15 protein-coding genes, 1 tRNA gene, 1 pseudogene and 1 riboswitch are annotated in these 15,479 nt (G+C 43.5%); of the genes and pseudogenes, 3 read left to right on the top strand and 14 right to left on the bottom strand.

Annotated elements, in window-relative coordinates:
- Both AABI08_RS08455 and AABI08_RS07835 read left to right on the top strand, forming a co-directional pair.
- Nucleotides 1-104, top strand: a pseudogene (locus AABI08_RS08455) (IS30 family transposase); the annotation flags it as partial.
- 523 nt (nucleotides 105-627) lie between these two features.
- Nucleotides 628-1,218: an HTH domain-containing protein gene (locus AABI08_RS07835; protein ID WP_338344682.1), complete on the top strand. Its 591-nt coding sequence runs from the start codon at nucleotides 628-630 to the stop codon at nucleotides 1,216-1,218.
- Nucleotides 1,219-1,323: 105 nt separating this feature from the next.
- On the opposite strand, the gene AABI08_RS07840 is transcribed toward AABI08_RS07835, so the two are convergent.
- The 3 genes from AABI08_RS07840 to trpS all read right to left on the bottom strand — a co-directional run bounded on the left by AABI08_RS07840 (nucleotide 1,324) and on the right by trpS (nucleotide 4,837).
- Nucleotides 1,324-2,775, bottom strand: coding sequence for an amino acid permease (locus AABI08_RS07840; RefSeq protein ID WP_338344379.1), 1,452 nt, complete (start codon nucleotides 2,773-2,775; stop codon nucleotides 1,324-1,326).
- Between the two features lie 96 nt (nucleotides 2,776-2,871).
- Nucleotides 2,872-3,042, bottom strand: a riboswitch (Lysine riboswitch).
- A gap of 19 nt (nucleotides 3,043-3,061) precedes the next feature.
- A complete protein-coding gene (locus AABI08_RS07845; protein ID WP_338344378.1) occupies nucleotides 3,062-3,610 on the bottom strand; it encodes a hypothetical protein in 549 nt (182 codons plus the stop codon).
- A gap of 210 nt (nucleotides 3,611-3,820) precedes the next feature.
- On the bottom strand, nucleotides 3,821-4,837 hold the full coding sequence (gene trpS / locus AABI08_RS07850; protein ID WP_338344376.1) for a tryptophan--tRNA ligase: 1,017 nt from the start codon (nucleotides 4,835-4,837) through the stop codon (nucleotides 3,821-3,823).
- A 132-nt stretch (nucleotides 4,838-4,969) separates the two neighbouring features.
- On the opposite strand from trpS, the gene AABI08_RS07855 reads away from it, so the two are divergent.
- On the top strand, nucleotides 4,970-5,950 hold the full coding sequence (locus AABI08_RS07855) for a ketopantoate reductase family protein (RefSeq protein WP_338344374.1): 981 nt from the start codon (nucleotides 4,970-4,972) through the stop codon (nucleotides 5,948-5,950).
- 149 nt (nucleotides 5,951-6,099) lie between these two features.
- Here AABI08_RS07855 and AABI08_RS07860 read toward each other — a convergent pair.
- The 11 genes from AABI08_RS07860 to AABI08_RS07910 all read right to left on the bottom strand — a co-directional run bounded on the left by AABI08_RS07860 (nucleotide 6,100) and on the right by AABI08_RS07910 (nucleotide 15,465).
- Nucleotides 6,100-6,171: transfer RNA gene (locus AABI08_RS07860), tRNA-Glu, on the bottom strand.
- Nucleotides 6,172-6,275: 104 nt separating this feature from the next.
- A complete protein-coding gene (locus tag AABI08_RS07865) occupies nucleotides 6,276-7,256 on the bottom strand; it encodes an aggregation-promoting factor C-terminal-like domain-containing protein (protein WP_338344373.1) in 981 nt (326 codons plus the stop codon).
- 216 nt (nucleotides 7,257-7,472) lie between these two features.
- Complete coding sequence (locus AABI08_RS07870) at nucleotides 7,473-7,916, bottom strand: F0F1 ATP synthase subunit epsilon (protein WP_338344371.1); 444 nt, start codon at nucleotides 7,914-7,916, stop codon at nucleotides 7,473-7,475.
- A gap of 11 nt (nucleotides 7,917-7,927) precedes the next feature.
- Complete coding sequence (gene atpD, locus AABI08_RS07875) at nucleotides 7,928-9,328, bottom strand: F0F1 ATP synthase subunit beta (protein WP_338344370.1); 1,401 nt, start codon at nucleotides 9,326-9,328, stop codon at nucleotides 7,928-7,930.
- Between the two features lie 63 nt (nucleotides 9,329-9,391).
- Entirely contained in the window at nucleotides 9,392-10,303 is a 912-nt protein-coding gene (locus AABI08_RS07880) for a F0F1 ATP synthase subunit gamma (protein ID WP_338344369.1), read from the bottom strand.
- Nucleotides 10,304-10,314: 11 nt separating this feature from the next.
- Entirely contained in the window at nucleotides 10,315-11,829 is a 1,515-nt protein-coding gene (gene atpA, locus AABI08_RS07885; RefSeq protein WP_338344368.1) for a F0F1 ATP synthase subunit alpha, read from the bottom strand.
- 12 nt (nucleotides 11,830-11,841) lie between these two features.
- A complete protein-coding gene (atpH, locus tag AABI08_RS07890) occupies nucleotides 11,842-12,384 on the bottom strand; it encodes an ATP synthase F1 subunit delta (RefSeq protein ID WP_338344367.1) in 543 nt (180 codons plus the stop codon).
- A gap of 9 nt (nucleotides 12,385-12,393) precedes the next feature.
- Nucleotides 12,394-12,900 carry a F0F1 ATP synthase subunit B gene (gene atpF, locus AABI08_RS07895; RefSeq protein WP_421823475.1) on the bottom strand — a complete coding sequence of 169 codons (507 nt, stop codon included), beginning with the start codon at nucleotides 12,898-12,900 and terminating at the stop codon, nucleotides 12,394-12,396.
- 24 nt (nucleotides 12,901-12,924) lie between these two features.
- The gene (gene atpE, locus AABI08_RS07900; RefSeq protein WP_047975171.1) at nucleotides 12,925-13,152 is read right to left on the bottom strand and encodes an ATP synthase F0 subunit C; all 228 of its coding nucleotides are present in this window, start codon (nucleotides 13,150-13,152) and stop codon (nucleotides 12,925-12,927) included.
- 102 nt (nucleotides 13,153-13,254) lie between these two features.
- Nucleotides 13,255-13,977 (bottom strand): F0F1 ATP synthase subunit A, encoded by a 723-nt coding sequence (atpB, locus tag AABI08_RS07905; protein ID WP_047975172.1) that lies wholly within the window; start codon nucleotides 13,975-13,977, stop codon nucleotides 13,255-13,257.
- A gap of 204 nt (nucleotides 13,978-14,181) precedes the next feature.
- A complete protein-coding gene (locus AABI08_RS07910; RefSeq protein WP_338344363.1) occupies nucleotides 14,182-15,465 on the bottom strand; it encodes a solute carrier family 23 protein in 1,284 nt (427 codons plus the stop codon).
- Between the last annotated feature and the right edge of the window lie 14 nt (nucleotides 15,466-15,479).

Raw genomic sequence — 15,479 nt, forward strand, 5'->3', positions numbered from 1 at the left:
GATTATATGAGGCGGTTGAACTCATTAACAAGCGGCCCATGAAATTACATCATTATCAAACACCATTGGAAGTTTTTACGGATGCGTTCGAATTAAACTTGTAATCTGCCAAATTAAAAAAATATAAATATTTAAACAAGCATCATTGCGGATTTTTAAATATAAGCGAAAAAAGAAAAGAATTGACTGCTCTCATCTTCAGTCAATTCTTTTCTTAAAAAATATTTTGTTGTGGACTTTCAAACCTATGTATACTCGTAGTTCACCAATTACTGATTTGCTAACCAACAAAATTATGAACCTCAAAAGGACCAGAGGAGTTTCATCATTGCTCCAACCGGCCCTTTCGCCTCTCACCAATGCAGATTAAGTGAAACGACATTCGGACATCACGCGGACTGCTCCATCTCCTCACAAAGTCTCTCCTCTTTGCTACAAATAAAAGACATAACAGTGTCACAACAATTACATTCTACCGAGTTTTGTCTACCTTTTTCAAGGCTTTTTGGTTGTCAGGTGTTAACCAGAACAGTCAAATAATTTCCAAAAAGCCGTTTTATCGGTCTTTTAGATGGTATAATGTTCAATAATCCACAATATTAATTTTCATTTAATCGAAAGGACACCATGGAAAATCCCCAACCCGTGACAACCGAACGCATTTTTTACGCATACTTAAAGGTCGCCCGAGTCGCTGAAAGTACAAAAGATATTTCGCTAGCTAAAATTGCGGAAGAGCTTGGTGTCTCCAGACAAGCTATCTACAAGAACCATTTTCAAAACATCGAGGAACTAACACAATCACTGCATTATTATGTCGATAATAAGCCCTACCAACAATTAAAGTGCTTTGCTTTTCATGATAAAAACCATTCTTTCAAGGAATTATTGAATTTTTTTGCCGAAAACGTCATTCCTTCCCTTTATGAAAAGCATGAATTTCTTGGTGTCTTTTATTCAAAAGTAGCTGATCCAGCCTGGCGTCCCTATTTAAACCAGCAATACATCGACATGCTAATGCCTTACTTTGATGGCGCCAAAGGCAATCGGCACGGTTTAACCTCACAAACACTAGCAGAACTCACGATTAACCAAGTCATGGCCGCCATCAGTATCTGGCTTACACAAGAACAACCCATCAAGCCTGATTTGTTTGCTCAGCGTTTTATCTACCTCTTTTCAAATTCCATCCTCGACTTGTCTGCTATGAGCGATTAAACGTTATCATCATAAAAAAGCACAGCCATTCCAAAATTAGAATCGCTGTGCTTTTTAATTGACTGAAACTACCTTATCCAACCAAGACGGCTGAATAACTGATTTTTAATGTTCTGCCTTTGAATCCAAATCAATTTCATCCAATGGAATCAACTTTGACTTTTTAACAATCTTATAAACAATGTATGGAATTACGACAATTGGCACTGACAGATAAGTCATGCCAATCTTTTCCCAATCAAAGTGAGCAAAAGATGCTGGATCTTGCAAGACGATAACCACGATTGACAAAACAATCGCCAAAATTGGTCCAAATGGGAACCAGCGAGCTTTGTAAACCAACTTATTCAAATCTTTACCTTGACGCACGTAAGCGCGACGGAAGCGCAAATGCGCAAAGGCAATTCCTAGCCAAGCGATGAAGCCTGACAAACCTGAAGCAGCAACCAACCAAGTGTAAGCTTCGCTGCCGCCCTTAATATCTGACAAGAAAGCAAACATACCAACAAGGACTGTCAACAATAGCGATGCCCAAGGCACACCAAACTTTGACAACTTAGAAAAAATCTTTGGCGCCTGGCCTTTCTTGGCCAAGGCATATAAAGTACGATTGGCAGCATAGGTTGCAGAGTTCGCTGCCGAAATGATTGATGTCAAAATCACCGCGTTCATCAATGAAGCAGCAAAGGCGATGCCAGCATTCTTGAAGACAATCGTAAATGGTGAAACTGTGATGTCATTGTTATTAGCAGCTGACAGCAAATTTGGATCCTTGTAATAAACCAAGGCAGAAATCACAAAGATTGCGCCGATATAGAACAACAAGATTCGCCAGAAAACTGAGTTAATCGCCTTTGGCACTGATTTGGATGGGTCCTTGGCTTCACCAGCAGTAATGCCCACCATTTCTGTTCCTTGGAATGAAAAACCAGCAACTAAGAAGACCGACAAGACTCCTTGGAAACCACCAACAAATCCATGATTACCAACGGACAGGTTATGCATAACGTTTTGATTTGAGTGAATAACCCCAAAAATGGTCAAAACACCAACAACCAAGAAGAAAATAATGGTCACAACCTTGATTGTCGACAGCCAAAATTCTGTTTCACCGAAGGTCGAAACGGAAAAGAGATTAATCAAGAAAATCAGCGCCAACACAATCGCTGAGAAAACCCAAGCCGGTACGTGTGGCAACCAGAACTGTGCAACCAAACCAACTGCGGAAACTTCAGCCGCAATGGTAATTGCCCAGTTAAACCAGTAGTTCCAACCAAGGGCAAAGCCCATCGCCGGTTCGATAAAACGGTTACCATATTCCGAAAATGAACCAGTGGTTGGCATGTAGGTTGCCATTTCACCAAGGGAAGTCATCAGGAAGTAGACCATCACGCCCATCACCAGGTAGGCAGTGATGGCACCCATCGGTCCAGCCTGTGATACCGTTGCTCCAGAGGCTAAAAAGAGCCCCGTTCCAATTGATCCACCCAAAGCAATCATGGAGACGTGACGCGTCTTCAATTCTTGCTTGATGGTATTTTGATTTTGTTCAGCCATTTGCATGACTCCTTCATATTAGTTTCAAACAATAAAAAACCCGCTTTTGTCACAAAACAAAAACAGGCGGTAAATTCGTTCAATAATGATAGCAATGATTAGCAAAGCGCACCGTTAAAAACGACAGTCCGATGAATCTTCTTCAACGTCCCAAGGAAAACTCTTGACCAAGAATTTCCTTTCGGCAACTGCACCTTCCACCCTGCGTCCTTGTCTTGGCCAGACTCTACAGGGCTACTCATTTTAGTTGCGACCTCTTTGTTTGTTGTTCCTACCATAACACAATTTAAATATCACCGTCAACCGCAAAAATCACTAGCCAACTCTTCTTAACGTGCTTTAAATAGACCTTAGCTGCTAGACGGAAGTAAATATAGGCCAGTAGGAAGGCCCCCAGTACCGTGGTAAAGGACAAATCACTCCCAACCATTTTGTTGCCAGCTAACACAATCCACGTCAGCACAAAGACAGTTTGAATCGTTGTCTTAACCCAGTGAGCAACGTGAAGACGACGAACTAAGATGTTGTCAAATTCAAAAAAGAACAGCGCCCACATAGCCAATGATAAATCAGGCATTGTTTGGTCCAACGTTAATCCATGATCCCAATTTAAGAAAACCGCCGCTGACCAAATAATCATGCTGATGAAGAAAATTGTGGTGACATTAATTGCCCACCAAGATCCAACCTTAAAGCCCAGGGACCGAATAAAGAGAGCCCAACAAATATTAACTAACCAGATAAACCACAAGCTCCCCATGACATTAGCTGGACCAGCTAAGAATAGGAAATGACTAGCAATTTCCTGAGCGATAATGGCAAACACTGTGTCCATTAACTCTAAAAATCCGCTATTGAAGCGCAACATAATCGATAAAATAATAAAAAGTGCTAAAAAGCACTTTGATAAATATGGTCTCTTTTTTAATGGTGATATTAACACAAGACGGTCCTCTTCGATAAATAAAAAACATTCTTATGTAAAAGAGTTTACGTCATGTAACAAAAAAAAGCAAAGCGAAACCATTGTAATCGAGAACTGTTCTTAATTAAAGTAATTGATACCCATGGCTGCTCGAACTTCTTGCATCGTTTCCTCAGCTCTTTGATTTGCCTTTTCTGAACCCTGCTTCAACATCGCCAATACCTGGTCCATGTCTTGTGCGTATTCTAATCGGCGTTCACGAATCGGTGCTAATTCAGCTTCCATTACCTCTAACAGGTGCTTTTTTAGTTTCATATCACCTAAACCACCGGCTTGGTACTGTTCCTTTAGGCTTTGTACCCGATTTTGATCGGGGTCAAAAATATCTAAATAGGTGAAGACCACGTTCCCTTCAACATGGCCTGGGTCCTCAACTCGAATATGAGTGGGGTCAGTATACATTGACTTAACCTTCTTAGCCAAAGTATCCGGATCATCAGAGAGATAAATACCATTATTTAATGACTTGGACATCTTGGCATTTCCATCAATTCCCGGCAGGCGTCCCTGCCCCTTTGGTGGAAAGACGCCTTCAGGTTCAACAAAAACGTCCTTTTGGTAGGCGTTGTTAAAGGAACGAACCAATTCACGCGTTTGTTCAATCATTGGCTTTTGGTCATCACCAACTGGAACTTTTTTGGCCTTAAAAATCGTAATATCCGCAGCCTGGGAAACAGGATATGTTAAAAATCCAGCCGGAATCCCTTCTCCAAAGCCCTTTTGTTGAATTTCGGTCTTGACCGTTGGGTTGCGTTCCAACCGCCCCAATGAAACCAAGTTCATAAAGTACATCGTTAATTCGGCTAAACCTGGAATCTGGGATTGGACAAAAATAGTTGATTTCTTAGGATCCAAACCAACTGCCAAGTAGTCCAAGGCCACTTCAGTCAGTGATTGTCTGATTTTTTCAGGATTACGTGCATTATCCGTAAAGGCTTGGGTATCCGCAATCATAATGTAGGGATCAAATTCTCCGGAGTTCTGCATGGCCACTCGATTTTTGAGAGATCCAATGTAGTGACCAATATGTAGTTTTCCGGTTGGACGATCACCGGTTAAATAAATTTCTTTTTCCATGGTTTCTATTATCTCTTTCTAGTATTAACTTCTCCATTATATCGAAATAAAACTAAACTTGCATGATTCTTAGTTTATTGTTATATTATGAGAAAAAGATTAGAATGTTTTCACACTAAGGGGGAAATCAATATGAAATATGCTGTTGTTGGTGCGGGTGCGATGGGACTTCGTTATGGTCTCTTGTTGCAAGAAGAAGCTGGTCTCGACGTTGATTTTGTTGAACCAACACAAGGCTCTGTTGACGTGATTAAGGCTCAGGGCGACGTGGTTTACCGATCAGTCGACCACGAAGACAAGACGCCCATTAAGGTTAATATTTATTCACCAGAAGAATATGAAGGCACTCCAGATGTCTGGATTTTCTTCATGAAGCAAATGCAATTGGCAGATGCGTTGAAGCGCTTGCAACCTAAGTTCCAAAAAGGCCAAACCGCTTTGGCAGCCATGAACGGTATGGGTCACATTGAAAAGATTCAAGAATACTTCGATGACGAGCACATTATTGGTGGAACAGCCATGATTGCAACCATCTTGAACAACTTTGGTGATGTTGACTTTATTGGTGAAACGAGTTCTGTTTATGCAAACTTGACCCAAAAGCCATCCAAGGTCATGGATGAAGTTCAAAAAGATTTCCAAGCAGCTGGCTTGAACCCATCTTATTCTGAAAACTTTATGGGAACATTGTTGACGAAGGTAACCTTTAACTCAGTGGAAAACTCAATCGCCACCATGTTCCAATCACGCATGGGTCACTTGATTGAATACAAGGACTTTGTTTCAACGATTGCCGCCCCTCTTGTTGCAGAAGTTTACGCAGGTGCCAAGGCAGCCGGCATCGAATTAATTGAAACGGAACAAGAAATGTTGGAACAAGTGGATTACGTTTCTCGCGTTGGTAATCCACTTCACTTCCCCTCTATGTATCAAGACTTTGTTAAGGGCCGCCCAACGGAAGTTGACTACATCAACGGCTACTTGGCTGATTTGGCCGAAAAGAACGGCGTACCAGCCCCTAACCAACGCTTGATTACCAACTTGGTTCACCTTGCGGAAGCAATGCGTGAGTTTAACCCACCAGTTAACAAGCTAGCCCAACCAGAAAAGTAAAAATTATCGTAAAAAGCCACTGATAACGTGTGATGGCAAATAGTAAAAGAGCTTAAAGGCTCCTTACCTTACCAAGCCGAATCAGTGGTTTTTTCGTTGCCATTTTTTAGACAACAAAAAAGCCGCAACCGAAGTTGCGACTTTAATAGTAGCTCGTGAGAGAATCGAACTCTCGATTCCGCCGTGAAAGGGCAGCGTCTTAGCCACTTGACCAACGAGCCATGGTCAGTTGTTACTTGATATCTCTATCAAACAACTATATTAGTATATCAAGGTAAGACGCTTTCGTCAACACCTAAATCAAAAAAAGTTTATTTTTTTGATTTTAGTACCAACCATACTGCAAATGATGGGCCAATGCGGCCTGTGCAGTCCCATAACGAGCAGCAATATAGGCTTTCATTGCCTGTAACTGATCTTGATAATCAGTTGAATTACCACCATAGCGAGCACGCAAAGTTGGTGATAACTGGCCAATTCCAAAGTAAATGCCGTTTGCCGCATTCACGTTGCCACCAGATTCCTTCATAATAATTGTTTGAAGGGCCTGTGCTTCAGCTTGGTCGCTATCCAAGCTATTACTTTGAACCGCTTGACTTGGTTGACTAGCCGCAACGGGTGTAGCTGCTTGAGACGCAGGAGCTTGCGATACAGCTACCTGAGAACTTGCTGACTGCGAGGCCGGTGCTTGTGATGCCACTGCCTGCGATACAGGAGCTTGCGATACAGCTACTTGAGAACTTGCTGACTGCGAGGCCGGTGCTTGTGATGCCACTGCCTGCGATACAGGATCCTGGGAAACAGCTGTCTGAGAGCTCGTTGACTGTGAGGCCGGTGCCTGGGAAACTGCTGTCTGAGAGCTCGTTTGACTAGCATTCTTAATTGACAAAGTCTGTCCAACAAAAATTTGGTTGGTATCCTTAATGCCATTTTCCTGGGCCAACTGATCAACACTCAAGCCAAACTTTTGTGCCAAAGTCCAAAGGTTATCCCCCGCTTGAACACGGTAGATATTTCCCTCCGCGGTCGTTGTTGTACTTGACGTTGTTGTACTTGGTGTTACCGTTTTCGAATTGGCAACACCAATAATCAATTCTTGACCTTGATAAATTTGGTCAACATTTTGAATTTGATTATCCGATGCCAACTGTGCAACTGTCGTATTAAAACGTGATGCAAGCGCTGACAATGTTTCGCCAGAAGCAACCGTGTGTTTCTGTACCTGATCAGCACTAACCGCCTGATGACCGGCCGCGACGGACCCGGCCAAGCCAGCAGCAATTAATAATTGTTTTTTGACATTCATATGACACTCCTTTCTTTTTTTAGGCGAGAAAATAATCTAGGTATAACCGCCCTTACGTCCCATGATAACCTTTTTGTCGCCATTTTGTTTTTAAAATTATGATAAGAAGGCCCACAAGACTAATTTTCCCGGCAAATCAGCTTGGCTCTCGCCACGCTGATTTTTACTTTTAAGACAAAAAAAGGAGTTAGCCAACAGCTAACTCCCTTTTTGATTTTAACGACCTGAGCGAATTGAAGCAACATGAATACGGTTAACGGCACGCATCAAAGCGACACGAGCCATATCCATTTCGTGTTGATTCTTAACCTCTTGTGCGTGGTTCAAACGCGCTTGCGCACGTTCTTTGGCACTTTCGGCACGGTTCACATCGATATTATCAGCAGTTTCCGCACTGTCGGCGATAACCGTCAACAGATTATTAGAAAACTCAGCCACGCCACCGTTAACGGCGAGTGACTTTTCTTGCTGGTCTTTTTTAACCAACATTTCGTCAATGGCCATGGCGGCCAAAATTGGTTCATGGCCGGCCATAATTCCAAGTTGTCCACCCTGTGTGTTAATCACAGCAATTTCAACTTGGTCTTGGTCGTAGACTTGGCCTTCAGGGGTCACAATCTTAACTGTGATTCCCCGTGAGCTTGTTTCTTCATCAGCCATGGATTACCCCCTTATTGGGCCATCGTCTTGGCCTTATCAACCACTTGTTCGATAGCGCCGACGTTACGGAAGGCATCTTCAGGCAAGTTATCATACTGACCGTTCAAGATTTCCTTAAATGAGCGAACAGTTTCTGAAACAGGAACATATTCACCCTTCACACCAGTAAAGGTTTCCGCAACTGAGAATGGTTGTGACAAGAAGAATTGAATACGACGAGCACGGTTAACAGTAACCTTCTCTTCGTCTGACAATTCATCCATACCCAAAATTGCAATAATATCTTGCAATTCACGGTAACGTTGCAAAGTCCGTTGCACTTCAGTGGCAACTTCGTAGTGCTCTTGACCAACAACTTGTGGGTCCAAAGCTGAAGAAGTTGATGCCAAAGGATCAACGGCAGGATAAATACCCTGTTGTGTCAATGAACGTTCCAAGTTGGTTGTGGCATCCAAGTGGGCGAAAGTCGTTGCAGGTGCGGGGTCGGTATAATCATCGGCTGGCACATAAACGGCTTGGATTGAAGTAACGGCACCCTTCTTAGTAGAAGTGATTCGTTCTTGCAAACGGCCCATTTCAGAAGCCAACGTTGGCTGGTAACCAACGGCTGAAGGAATACGACCCAAAAGGGCAGAAACTTCAGATCCAGCTTGCGTGAAACGGTAGATGTTATCGATAAAGAGCAAAACGTCCTTACCTTCGTTATCACGGAATGATTCGGCCATTGTCAAACCAGTCAAGGCAACACGCATACGTGCACCAGGAGGTTCGTTCATCTGTCCATAAACCATGGCAGTTTGCTTCAAAACGCCAGAGTCCTTCATTTCGTGGTACATGTCATTACCTTCACGGGTACGTTCCCCGACACCAGTAAAGACAGAAATACCATTATGCCCTTGGGCAATGTTGTGGATCAATTCTTGGATCAGAACAGTCTTTCCAACCCCGGCTCCACCGAAGAGCCCAATCTTTCCACCACGGATATATGGTGCCAGGAGGTCAATAACCTTGATTCCTGTTTCCAAAATCTCCGTTGAAGTTGCAAGTTCATCAAATTCAGGGGCATCACGGTGAATTGGGTGGCGTACGACTGAAGAGTCGATGGCACCTGCATTATCCACTGGTTCACCCAAGACGTTGAAAACTCGACCCAAAGTAGCTTCCCCTACGGGAACTTCAATGGGCTTACCGGTATCGGTCACGGCCATGCCGCGTTGCAATCCATCAGTTGAGTCCATGGCGATGGTACGGACAACACCGTTTCCCAAAGCCAAAGAAACTTCAACCGTCAATGTTTTGTCAGATCCCAAATCAACCAACAAGGCGTTGTTGATTTCAGGAACAACTTGCCCTTCTTCAAAGGCAACATCAACAACTGGACCGATCACTTGTACGACTTTTCCAGTAGTCATCGTTGTTTCCTTTCAAATTCAAAGCTTTGCTGCATAAAAATCAGCAAAGATGCTGCGATTAGCTTATTCCAAAGCAACCAAACCACCAGTAATTTCGGTGATTTCAGTCGTGATTTGTGCTTGACGCGCACGGTTATATTGCAAACCAAGCGTACCAATCAAATCGTCAGCTGAATCGGTTGCCGATGACATCGCCGTTGATGATGCGGCATGTTCCGCCGTTTTGGCATCCAATACGGCTTCAAAAACCAATGATTGGATGTATTGTGGCAAAACCACGTTCAAAACTGCAGTTGAATCAGGTTCGGAATCATAGGCTGATTGAACATCAAAGTCCGCTGCCACGTGTTCGTGACTATCATCCATGTCTTCCAAAATATCCTTTGTCAATGGCAGCAATTGCGTGTTACGTTGCTCTGACTCCAAACGGTTCACAAAGTGATTGTAAACCAAGTGCAATGAGTCAAAGGCTTCCGCTTCATACAATGAAATCACCGTCTTTAACAGTTGGCGAATTTCATTGAAGGTTGGGACATCGGAAATACCGCGGTGTTCCAAGGCAATTGAGAAGCCACGTTGCTTATAGAAATCAGCTCCGTTACCACCAATTGCTAGGATCACAGTATTTTCTTTGGTTAAGTTGTGCTTTTCCATCAAGGCATTGGTTTCCTTGATGATGTTGGCGTTATAAGACCCAACTAAACCTCGGTCTGAGGTCACAAGCAAGATTCCTGTCTTCTTTACCGGCCGCTTTGCAACCATTGGTAAATGAGCAGAATCGACATTGTCCAACACGTGCGCCTCAATTAAGTGACCCACAACTGCCTTCAAACGGTTAGCATATTCATGATAACCAGTGGCCGAATTTTGAATCTTGCTTAGCTTTGCAGTTGAAACCAACTGCATTGCGGCTGTAATCTGCCGAGTCTTTTTTGTTGAGCCAATTCGCCGTTTAATATCTTGTAAAGAAGCCATGTTGCCTCCTTTTATTGGTCAACTGAGCCAGCAAAGCCATCCTTAAAGCTCTTCACTGCAGCATCCATCTTAGATTCATCAGGCAAGTTCTTTGTCGTCACGATTTCGTCCAACAAGTCCTTCTGACTAGCATCCAAGTATGAAACGAATTCATCTTGGAAGCGTTGCAAATCTTCGATTGCCACGTCATCCAAGAAGCTGTGTGTCAAGGCATACAAGACAAAGACTTGATGCTGAACAGACATTGGCGCGTGCAAAGGTTGCTTCAAGATTTCAACAGTGCGCTTTCCACGACCCAACTTAGCTTGCGTTGCCGCATCCAAGTCAGAACCGAATTGAGCAAAGGATTCCAATTCACGGAAGGAAGCCAAGTCCAAACGCAAAGTTCCAGAAACCTTCTTCATTGCCTTAATCTGGGCATCCCCTCCAACACGGGAAACAGATGTTCCGGCATCGATGGCAGGACGAATACCGGCATAGAATGAATCGGCATCCAAGAAAATCTGACCATCGGTGATTGAAATCACGTTGGTTGGGATATATGCAGAAACGTCACCACCCTGTGTTTCAATGATTGGCAAAGCAGTCATTGATCCACCACCGAGTTCGTCTGACAACTTGGCTGCACGTTCAAGCAAACGTGAGTGCAAGTAGAAGACATCACCAGGGTAAGCTTCACGTCCAGGCGGACGACGCAAGATCAAAGATATCTCACGGTAGGCCGTTGCTTGCTTTGACAAGTCATCAAAGACAATCAAGACGTGCTTGCCGTTGTACATGAATTCTTCACCCATGGCTGCACCGGCATAAGGAGCCAAGTACAACAAAGCGGCAGCTTCAGATGGGCCAGCATTAACAACAATGGTGTAATCCATTGCGCCCATCTTCTTCAATGTTTCAACTTGTTCACGAACAGTTGAATCCTTTTGACCAATAGCGACATAAACAACAATCATGTCTTGGTCTTTTTGGTTCAAAATTGTGTCAATGGCAATTGAAGTCTTTCCAGTCTTACGATCACCAATGATCAATTCACGTTGTCCACGTCCGATTGGAACCAAGGCATCGATGGCCTTAATTCCAGTTTGCAAAGGTTCTGAAACGGACTTACGTTCCATGACACCAGGAGCCTTTACTTCGATTGGTCGTGTCTTCGTTGTTTTTAAGTCGCCTAATCCGTCAATTGGTTGTCCCAATGCGTTGACGACGCGCCCGATAAGTTCTTCACCAACTGGCACTTCCATGATGTGTCCAGTTCGCTTAACTGTATCACCTTGGCGGATACCATCTGAACTACCCAAAACGATAATTCCGACTTCGCTCTCTTCCAAGTTTTGGACCATTCCGAATTCGCCGTTTGTAAATTCGACCAATTCACCAGAAAGGGCATTTGCCAAACCAGTAGCTCGTGCAATTCCATCTCCGATATAGGTAACAGTACCAATTTCTTCTACAGTCAGTTTTGTGTCGAACTTTTCGAGCTGCTGCTTAATTAAAGCAGAAATTTCTTCAGCTTGAATCGCCATGTCTTTTCCTCACTAACCTAGTAACTCTGCCCTCATTTTGGCAATCTTTGACTGCAATGAGCCGTCAATTAACAACGACTTCGATTGCATTACCACGCCCCCAATAATGTCTTGATCGACTTTATAGGTTGCTTGGATTTTCTTTGCGCCACTTTGCTTCTTAAAAGCATTTGACAACCGCTCTTTTTGGTCTTCATCAGCTTCCACCGCTGTGGTGATGGTCACGGCTTGAATGCCCTGACTTTGCTGGTAAAGGTCAAAGAAACGATCAACTACTGCAGGCAAATATGCGAAATGGTGGTGGGCCAAAAGAATTTTAACCAAGTTCACCACTGCATTATCTGCGCCTTGCGTCAGCGCATCAACTAACCCACCTTGGTCAGCATCAGAAATTGTCTGTGCTGTTAACAAAGAAGTTAATTTTGGTTCAGCGACAACCACTGAACGAATGGCTAGCAAGTCTGCACTAATGTTTTCTAAAACATCGTGTTCGTCTGCACAAGCCAAGATTGCTTGGGCGTATTGGTTAACAATTTTTTCTTTTTGCTTGGCCATACGCCCCCCTTACTGCTGGTCTAAGTCTGCCAAATAGGCATCAATCAAAGACCGCTGATCATCAGCAGATAAATTCTTTTGAATCAATTTAGATGCAATCGTTACAGACAAGTCTGCAACATCCTTCTTGGCAGAAGTCAACGCCTCAGTCTTCAACTGATCAGCATCATTTTCAGCTGCTTTACGTAAGCTTAAGGCCTGGTCATTAGCAGTCTTCAAGAGAGCTTCTGACTGATCCTTAGCTGATTTCTTAGCAGCGCTAATCACTTGACTGGCTTGGTCTTTTCCTTCAGCCAATTCCTGTTCGCGTTGTGCAGCCAACTTGGCTGCATCTTCGTTTGCCTTTTGGGCACTATCCAAATCGTTGTTAATTTTATCTGCACGTGCATCCAATGCCTTAGTTAAAGGACCGTAAGCAACGTGCTTCAAGATGACCATCAGAGTAAGGAAAGCGACGATAATGAAGACCATATCACCTAAAGGCATGGCCTTTGTCATTGATAGTGTTGGAACCATCATTTTTTCCTCCCTCTGGGACTATTACTTGTTGATAAGTGTGAAGGCCATACCCAAAACGATAATTGGTGTGGCTTCAGCCAAGGCCAATCCCAAGAAGGCACGTGACAAAAGCTTGTTAGCCAATTCAGGTTGGCGAGACATTCCAGCTAAGAACTGTGAGTACATCACACCGACCCCGATACCACCACCGATGGCAGATCCCGCAAAGGCAATCCCGGCTGCGATTACGCCTAAGTTGTGTAAATCCATTGTAATTCTCCTTTAATGCTAAAACGCTCCGCGTTTTTTTCTTTCGGTTTGGATGATAACGCTCCCGCGTGTGGCCTAACGCTGTGCCAGACCAAGTCAATCCTATTCATTGCCAGATAACTGAGCCGTAAAGACAGCAGTCAACATGACAAAGACATAGGCTTGAATTCCACCAATTAGTAGTGAGAATCCCTGCCATGCAATTTCCAATGGGAAGGCTAGGATAATCCAGAACCCGTTTAGGTGAGTTCCCCAAGCCATGCTTGCAAGCAAATTGAGCATCAATTCGCCGGCAAAGATATTTCCAAAGAGCCGCAAAGCAAGCGTCAAGAAGTTCGTAAACTGCTCAACCACATTCAAAGGAAACATCGCAACATAGGGTTCGAAGAACATGTTCTTCAGATAGCCACCCAAACCAAGTGTCTTCACACCTGTTCCGTGGGCAAGCATCAACGACATAATCGCCAATGTAAAGGCAAATAATGGGTCAGCTGTTGGCGACTTAACATAAGTAACGCCATTACCCATCTTAACTTGCAACAGCAAGCCCATCTCGTTTGCAACAATCAAAAACAAGAAAAGGGTGAAGGAATAGAGACCGAATTGTCGGGCCAAATTGGCCGGCAACTGGTCGCCTAAGATTCCGCGAACGAAATCTAAGACATACTCAATTGCGTTCTGCCCTCGGCTTGGACGAATACCCACTTTTCGAGTCATCAAAACCGCTACCAAGACCACGATTGACATTGCCAAAAGCGTTGAAATAATCGTTGTCCAGTTAAAGGTCAAACCCAACAAAGTAAAGGTTGATGTTGGTTCATCCATCGATTTTCTCCTTTCTAAAGAACTTATTTTGATGCAAGGCGTTGGGCGCACTCCTCAAAATATATCCCCAATAATACTCGTCAAAGTTCTCAAATACAAGCAACTTTGTTGGAATTTCACAACATTTTTTATTTTGTTTTAATCGTAACCTAATTAAACAACAAAATGAGAAAAGTGTTGATAAAACTCCATTAAATCAGGACTTTAGCGGTCTGATTTTGCCACTTTTGGCAAAACTAAATTCAGAACGATTCCTAGAACGGTTGCCAATGCGACGCCCGAGAAGTCTACTTGTGAACCAAGAGCCAAATGGAAGTTTCCAATTCCAACAACCATGACTGGACCAGCAATCATCAAGTTCCGCTTTTGCCCATAATCAACTTTATTATCAACAATTACTTGCAAGCCGGCTGCCGCAATCACACCGTAAAGCATGAAACCAACACCACCGGTGACAGCACCAGGAACCGTTCCAATCAAAGCCGACAACTTGCCAATAAAAGCAAATCCAGCAGCTAAGACGGCCGCTCCACCGATTACCCAAACGGAATAAACACGTGAAAGTTGCATCACACCAATGTTTTCACCATAAGAGGTAACGGCTGGGCCACCAACCAAACCAGCAAAGACAGAGGCTGCCCCATCACCGGCTAATGTCTTATTTAATCCAGGATTTTCAAAGAAGTCCTGACCAGTAATTTTAGAAAGAACTAATAAGTGGCCTAAATGCTCCGATAAGGTCACCAAAACTAAGGGGGCCATGGTCAAGACAGCCATTGGATAAAAATGCCAGGAAAGACCGTTATGGCCGGAAAAGAGAAAATCAAACTTTGGTAGCGCAAACCAGTGGGCACTAGCAACAGGACTCAGGTCCACTAAGCCAAGTGCCAAAGCCAACAAGTAACCGAAGATAATGCCAATTAACACCGGAATTAGGCCTAAAAAGCCGCCAAGATACATATTAGCAAAAATCGTGATTAACAAAGTTGCGCCAGCAACTAGAAAGACCTTGATGTCATAGTGACCATTAAGCTCCGTCGCTGATTGGGCTGCCGTAGCAGCCAATGAGAGACCAATCACCAAAATAACGGGTCCAACAACTTCTGGTGGAAAAATTTTATCAATCCAAGCAGAACCAATCCGCCAAACAATCAAGGATATAATCAAGTAAACAATCCCAACTGAAACAACGCCCTGACCAACAGCAGGATAGCCAATGGTCTTCATCATCGAAGCCATTGGGATGATAAAGGCAAAAGAAGATCCCATATAAGCGGGAACCTTACCTTTAGTTGTTAGCAAGTGGATTAATGTTCCAACACCAGATGAAAAAAGGGCGACACCAGGATTTAAACCAACCAAAAGCGGCACTAAAATCGTCGCTCCAAACATTGAAAACAGATGTTGTAGTGACAACCCAATTAATTGAAAAAACGGAGGCCGTTCATGTAAGTCGTAAATCGGCTGCCTTTGCTGTTTTTCTTCCATATTTTTTACCTTTA

Origin of the sequence: Fructobacillus evanidus (genome assembly GCF_963580165.1) — a bacterium.
GTDB classification, from domain to species: domain Bacteria; phylum Bacillota; class Bacilli; order Lactobacillales; family Lactobacillaceae; genus Fructobacillus; species Fructobacillus evanidus.

Bases quoted from the DNA above. Each gene is read 5' to 3' on its own strand.
- AABI08_RS07840 (WP_338344379.1), bottom strand. From the start codon at position 2,775: ATGGCTGAACAAAATCAAAATACCATCAAGCAAGAATTGAAGACGCGT.
- atpD (WP_338344370.1), bottom strand. From the start codon at position 9,328: ATGACTACTGGAAAAGTCGTACAAGTGATCGGTCCAGTTGTTGATGTT.
- trpS (WP_338344376.1), bottom strand. From the start codon at position 4,837: ATGGAAAAAGAAATTTATTTAACCGGTGATCGTCCAACCGGAAAACTA.
- atpF (WP_421823475.1), bottom strand. From the start codon at position 12,900: ATGGTTCCAACACTATCAATGACAAAGGCCATGCCTTTAGGTGATATG.
- atpH (WP_338344367.1), bottom strand. From the start codon at position 12,384: ATGGCCAAGCAAAAAGAAAAAATTGTTAACCAATACGCCCAAGCAATC.
- AABI08_RS07855 (WP_338344374.1), top strand. From the start codon at position 4,970: ATGAAATATGCTGTTGTTGGTGCGGGTGCGATGGGACTTCGTTATGGT.
- AABI08_RS07865 (WP_338344373.1), bottom strand. From the start codon at position 7,256: ATGAATGTCAAAAAACAATTATTAATTGCTGCTGGCTTGGCCGGGTCC.
- atpB (WP_047975172.1), bottom strand. From the start codon at position 13,977: ATGGATGAACCAACATCAACCTTTACTTTGTTGGGTTTGACCTTTAAC.
- AABI08_RS07835 (WP_338344682.1), top strand. From the start codon at position 628: ATGGAAAATCCCCAACCCGTGACAACCGAACGCATTTTTTACGCATAC.
- AABI08_RS07845 (WP_338344378.1), bottom strand. From the start codon at position 3,610: ATGGACACAGTGTTTGCCATTATCGCTCAGGAAATTGCTAGTCATTTC.
- AABI08_RS07870 (WP_338344371.1), bottom strand. From the start codon at position 7,916: ATGGCTGATGAAGAAACAAGCTCACGGGGAATCACAGTTAAGATTGTG.
- AABI08_RS07880 (WP_338344369.1), bottom strand. From the start codon at position 10,303: ATGGCTTCTTTACAAGATATTAAACGGCGAATTGGCTCAACAAAAAAG.
- atpE (WP_047975171.1), bottom strand. From the start codon at position 13,152: ATGGATTTACACAACTTAGGCGTAATCGCAGCCGGGATTGCCTTTGCG.
- atpA (WP_338344368.1), bottom strand. From the start codon at position 11,829: ATGGCGATTCAAGCTGAAGAAATTTCTGCTTTAATTAAGCAGCAGCTC.
- AABI08_RS07910 (WP_338344363.1), bottom strand. From the start codon at position 15,465: ATGGAAGAAAAACAGCAAAGGCAGCCGATTTACGACTTACATGAACGG.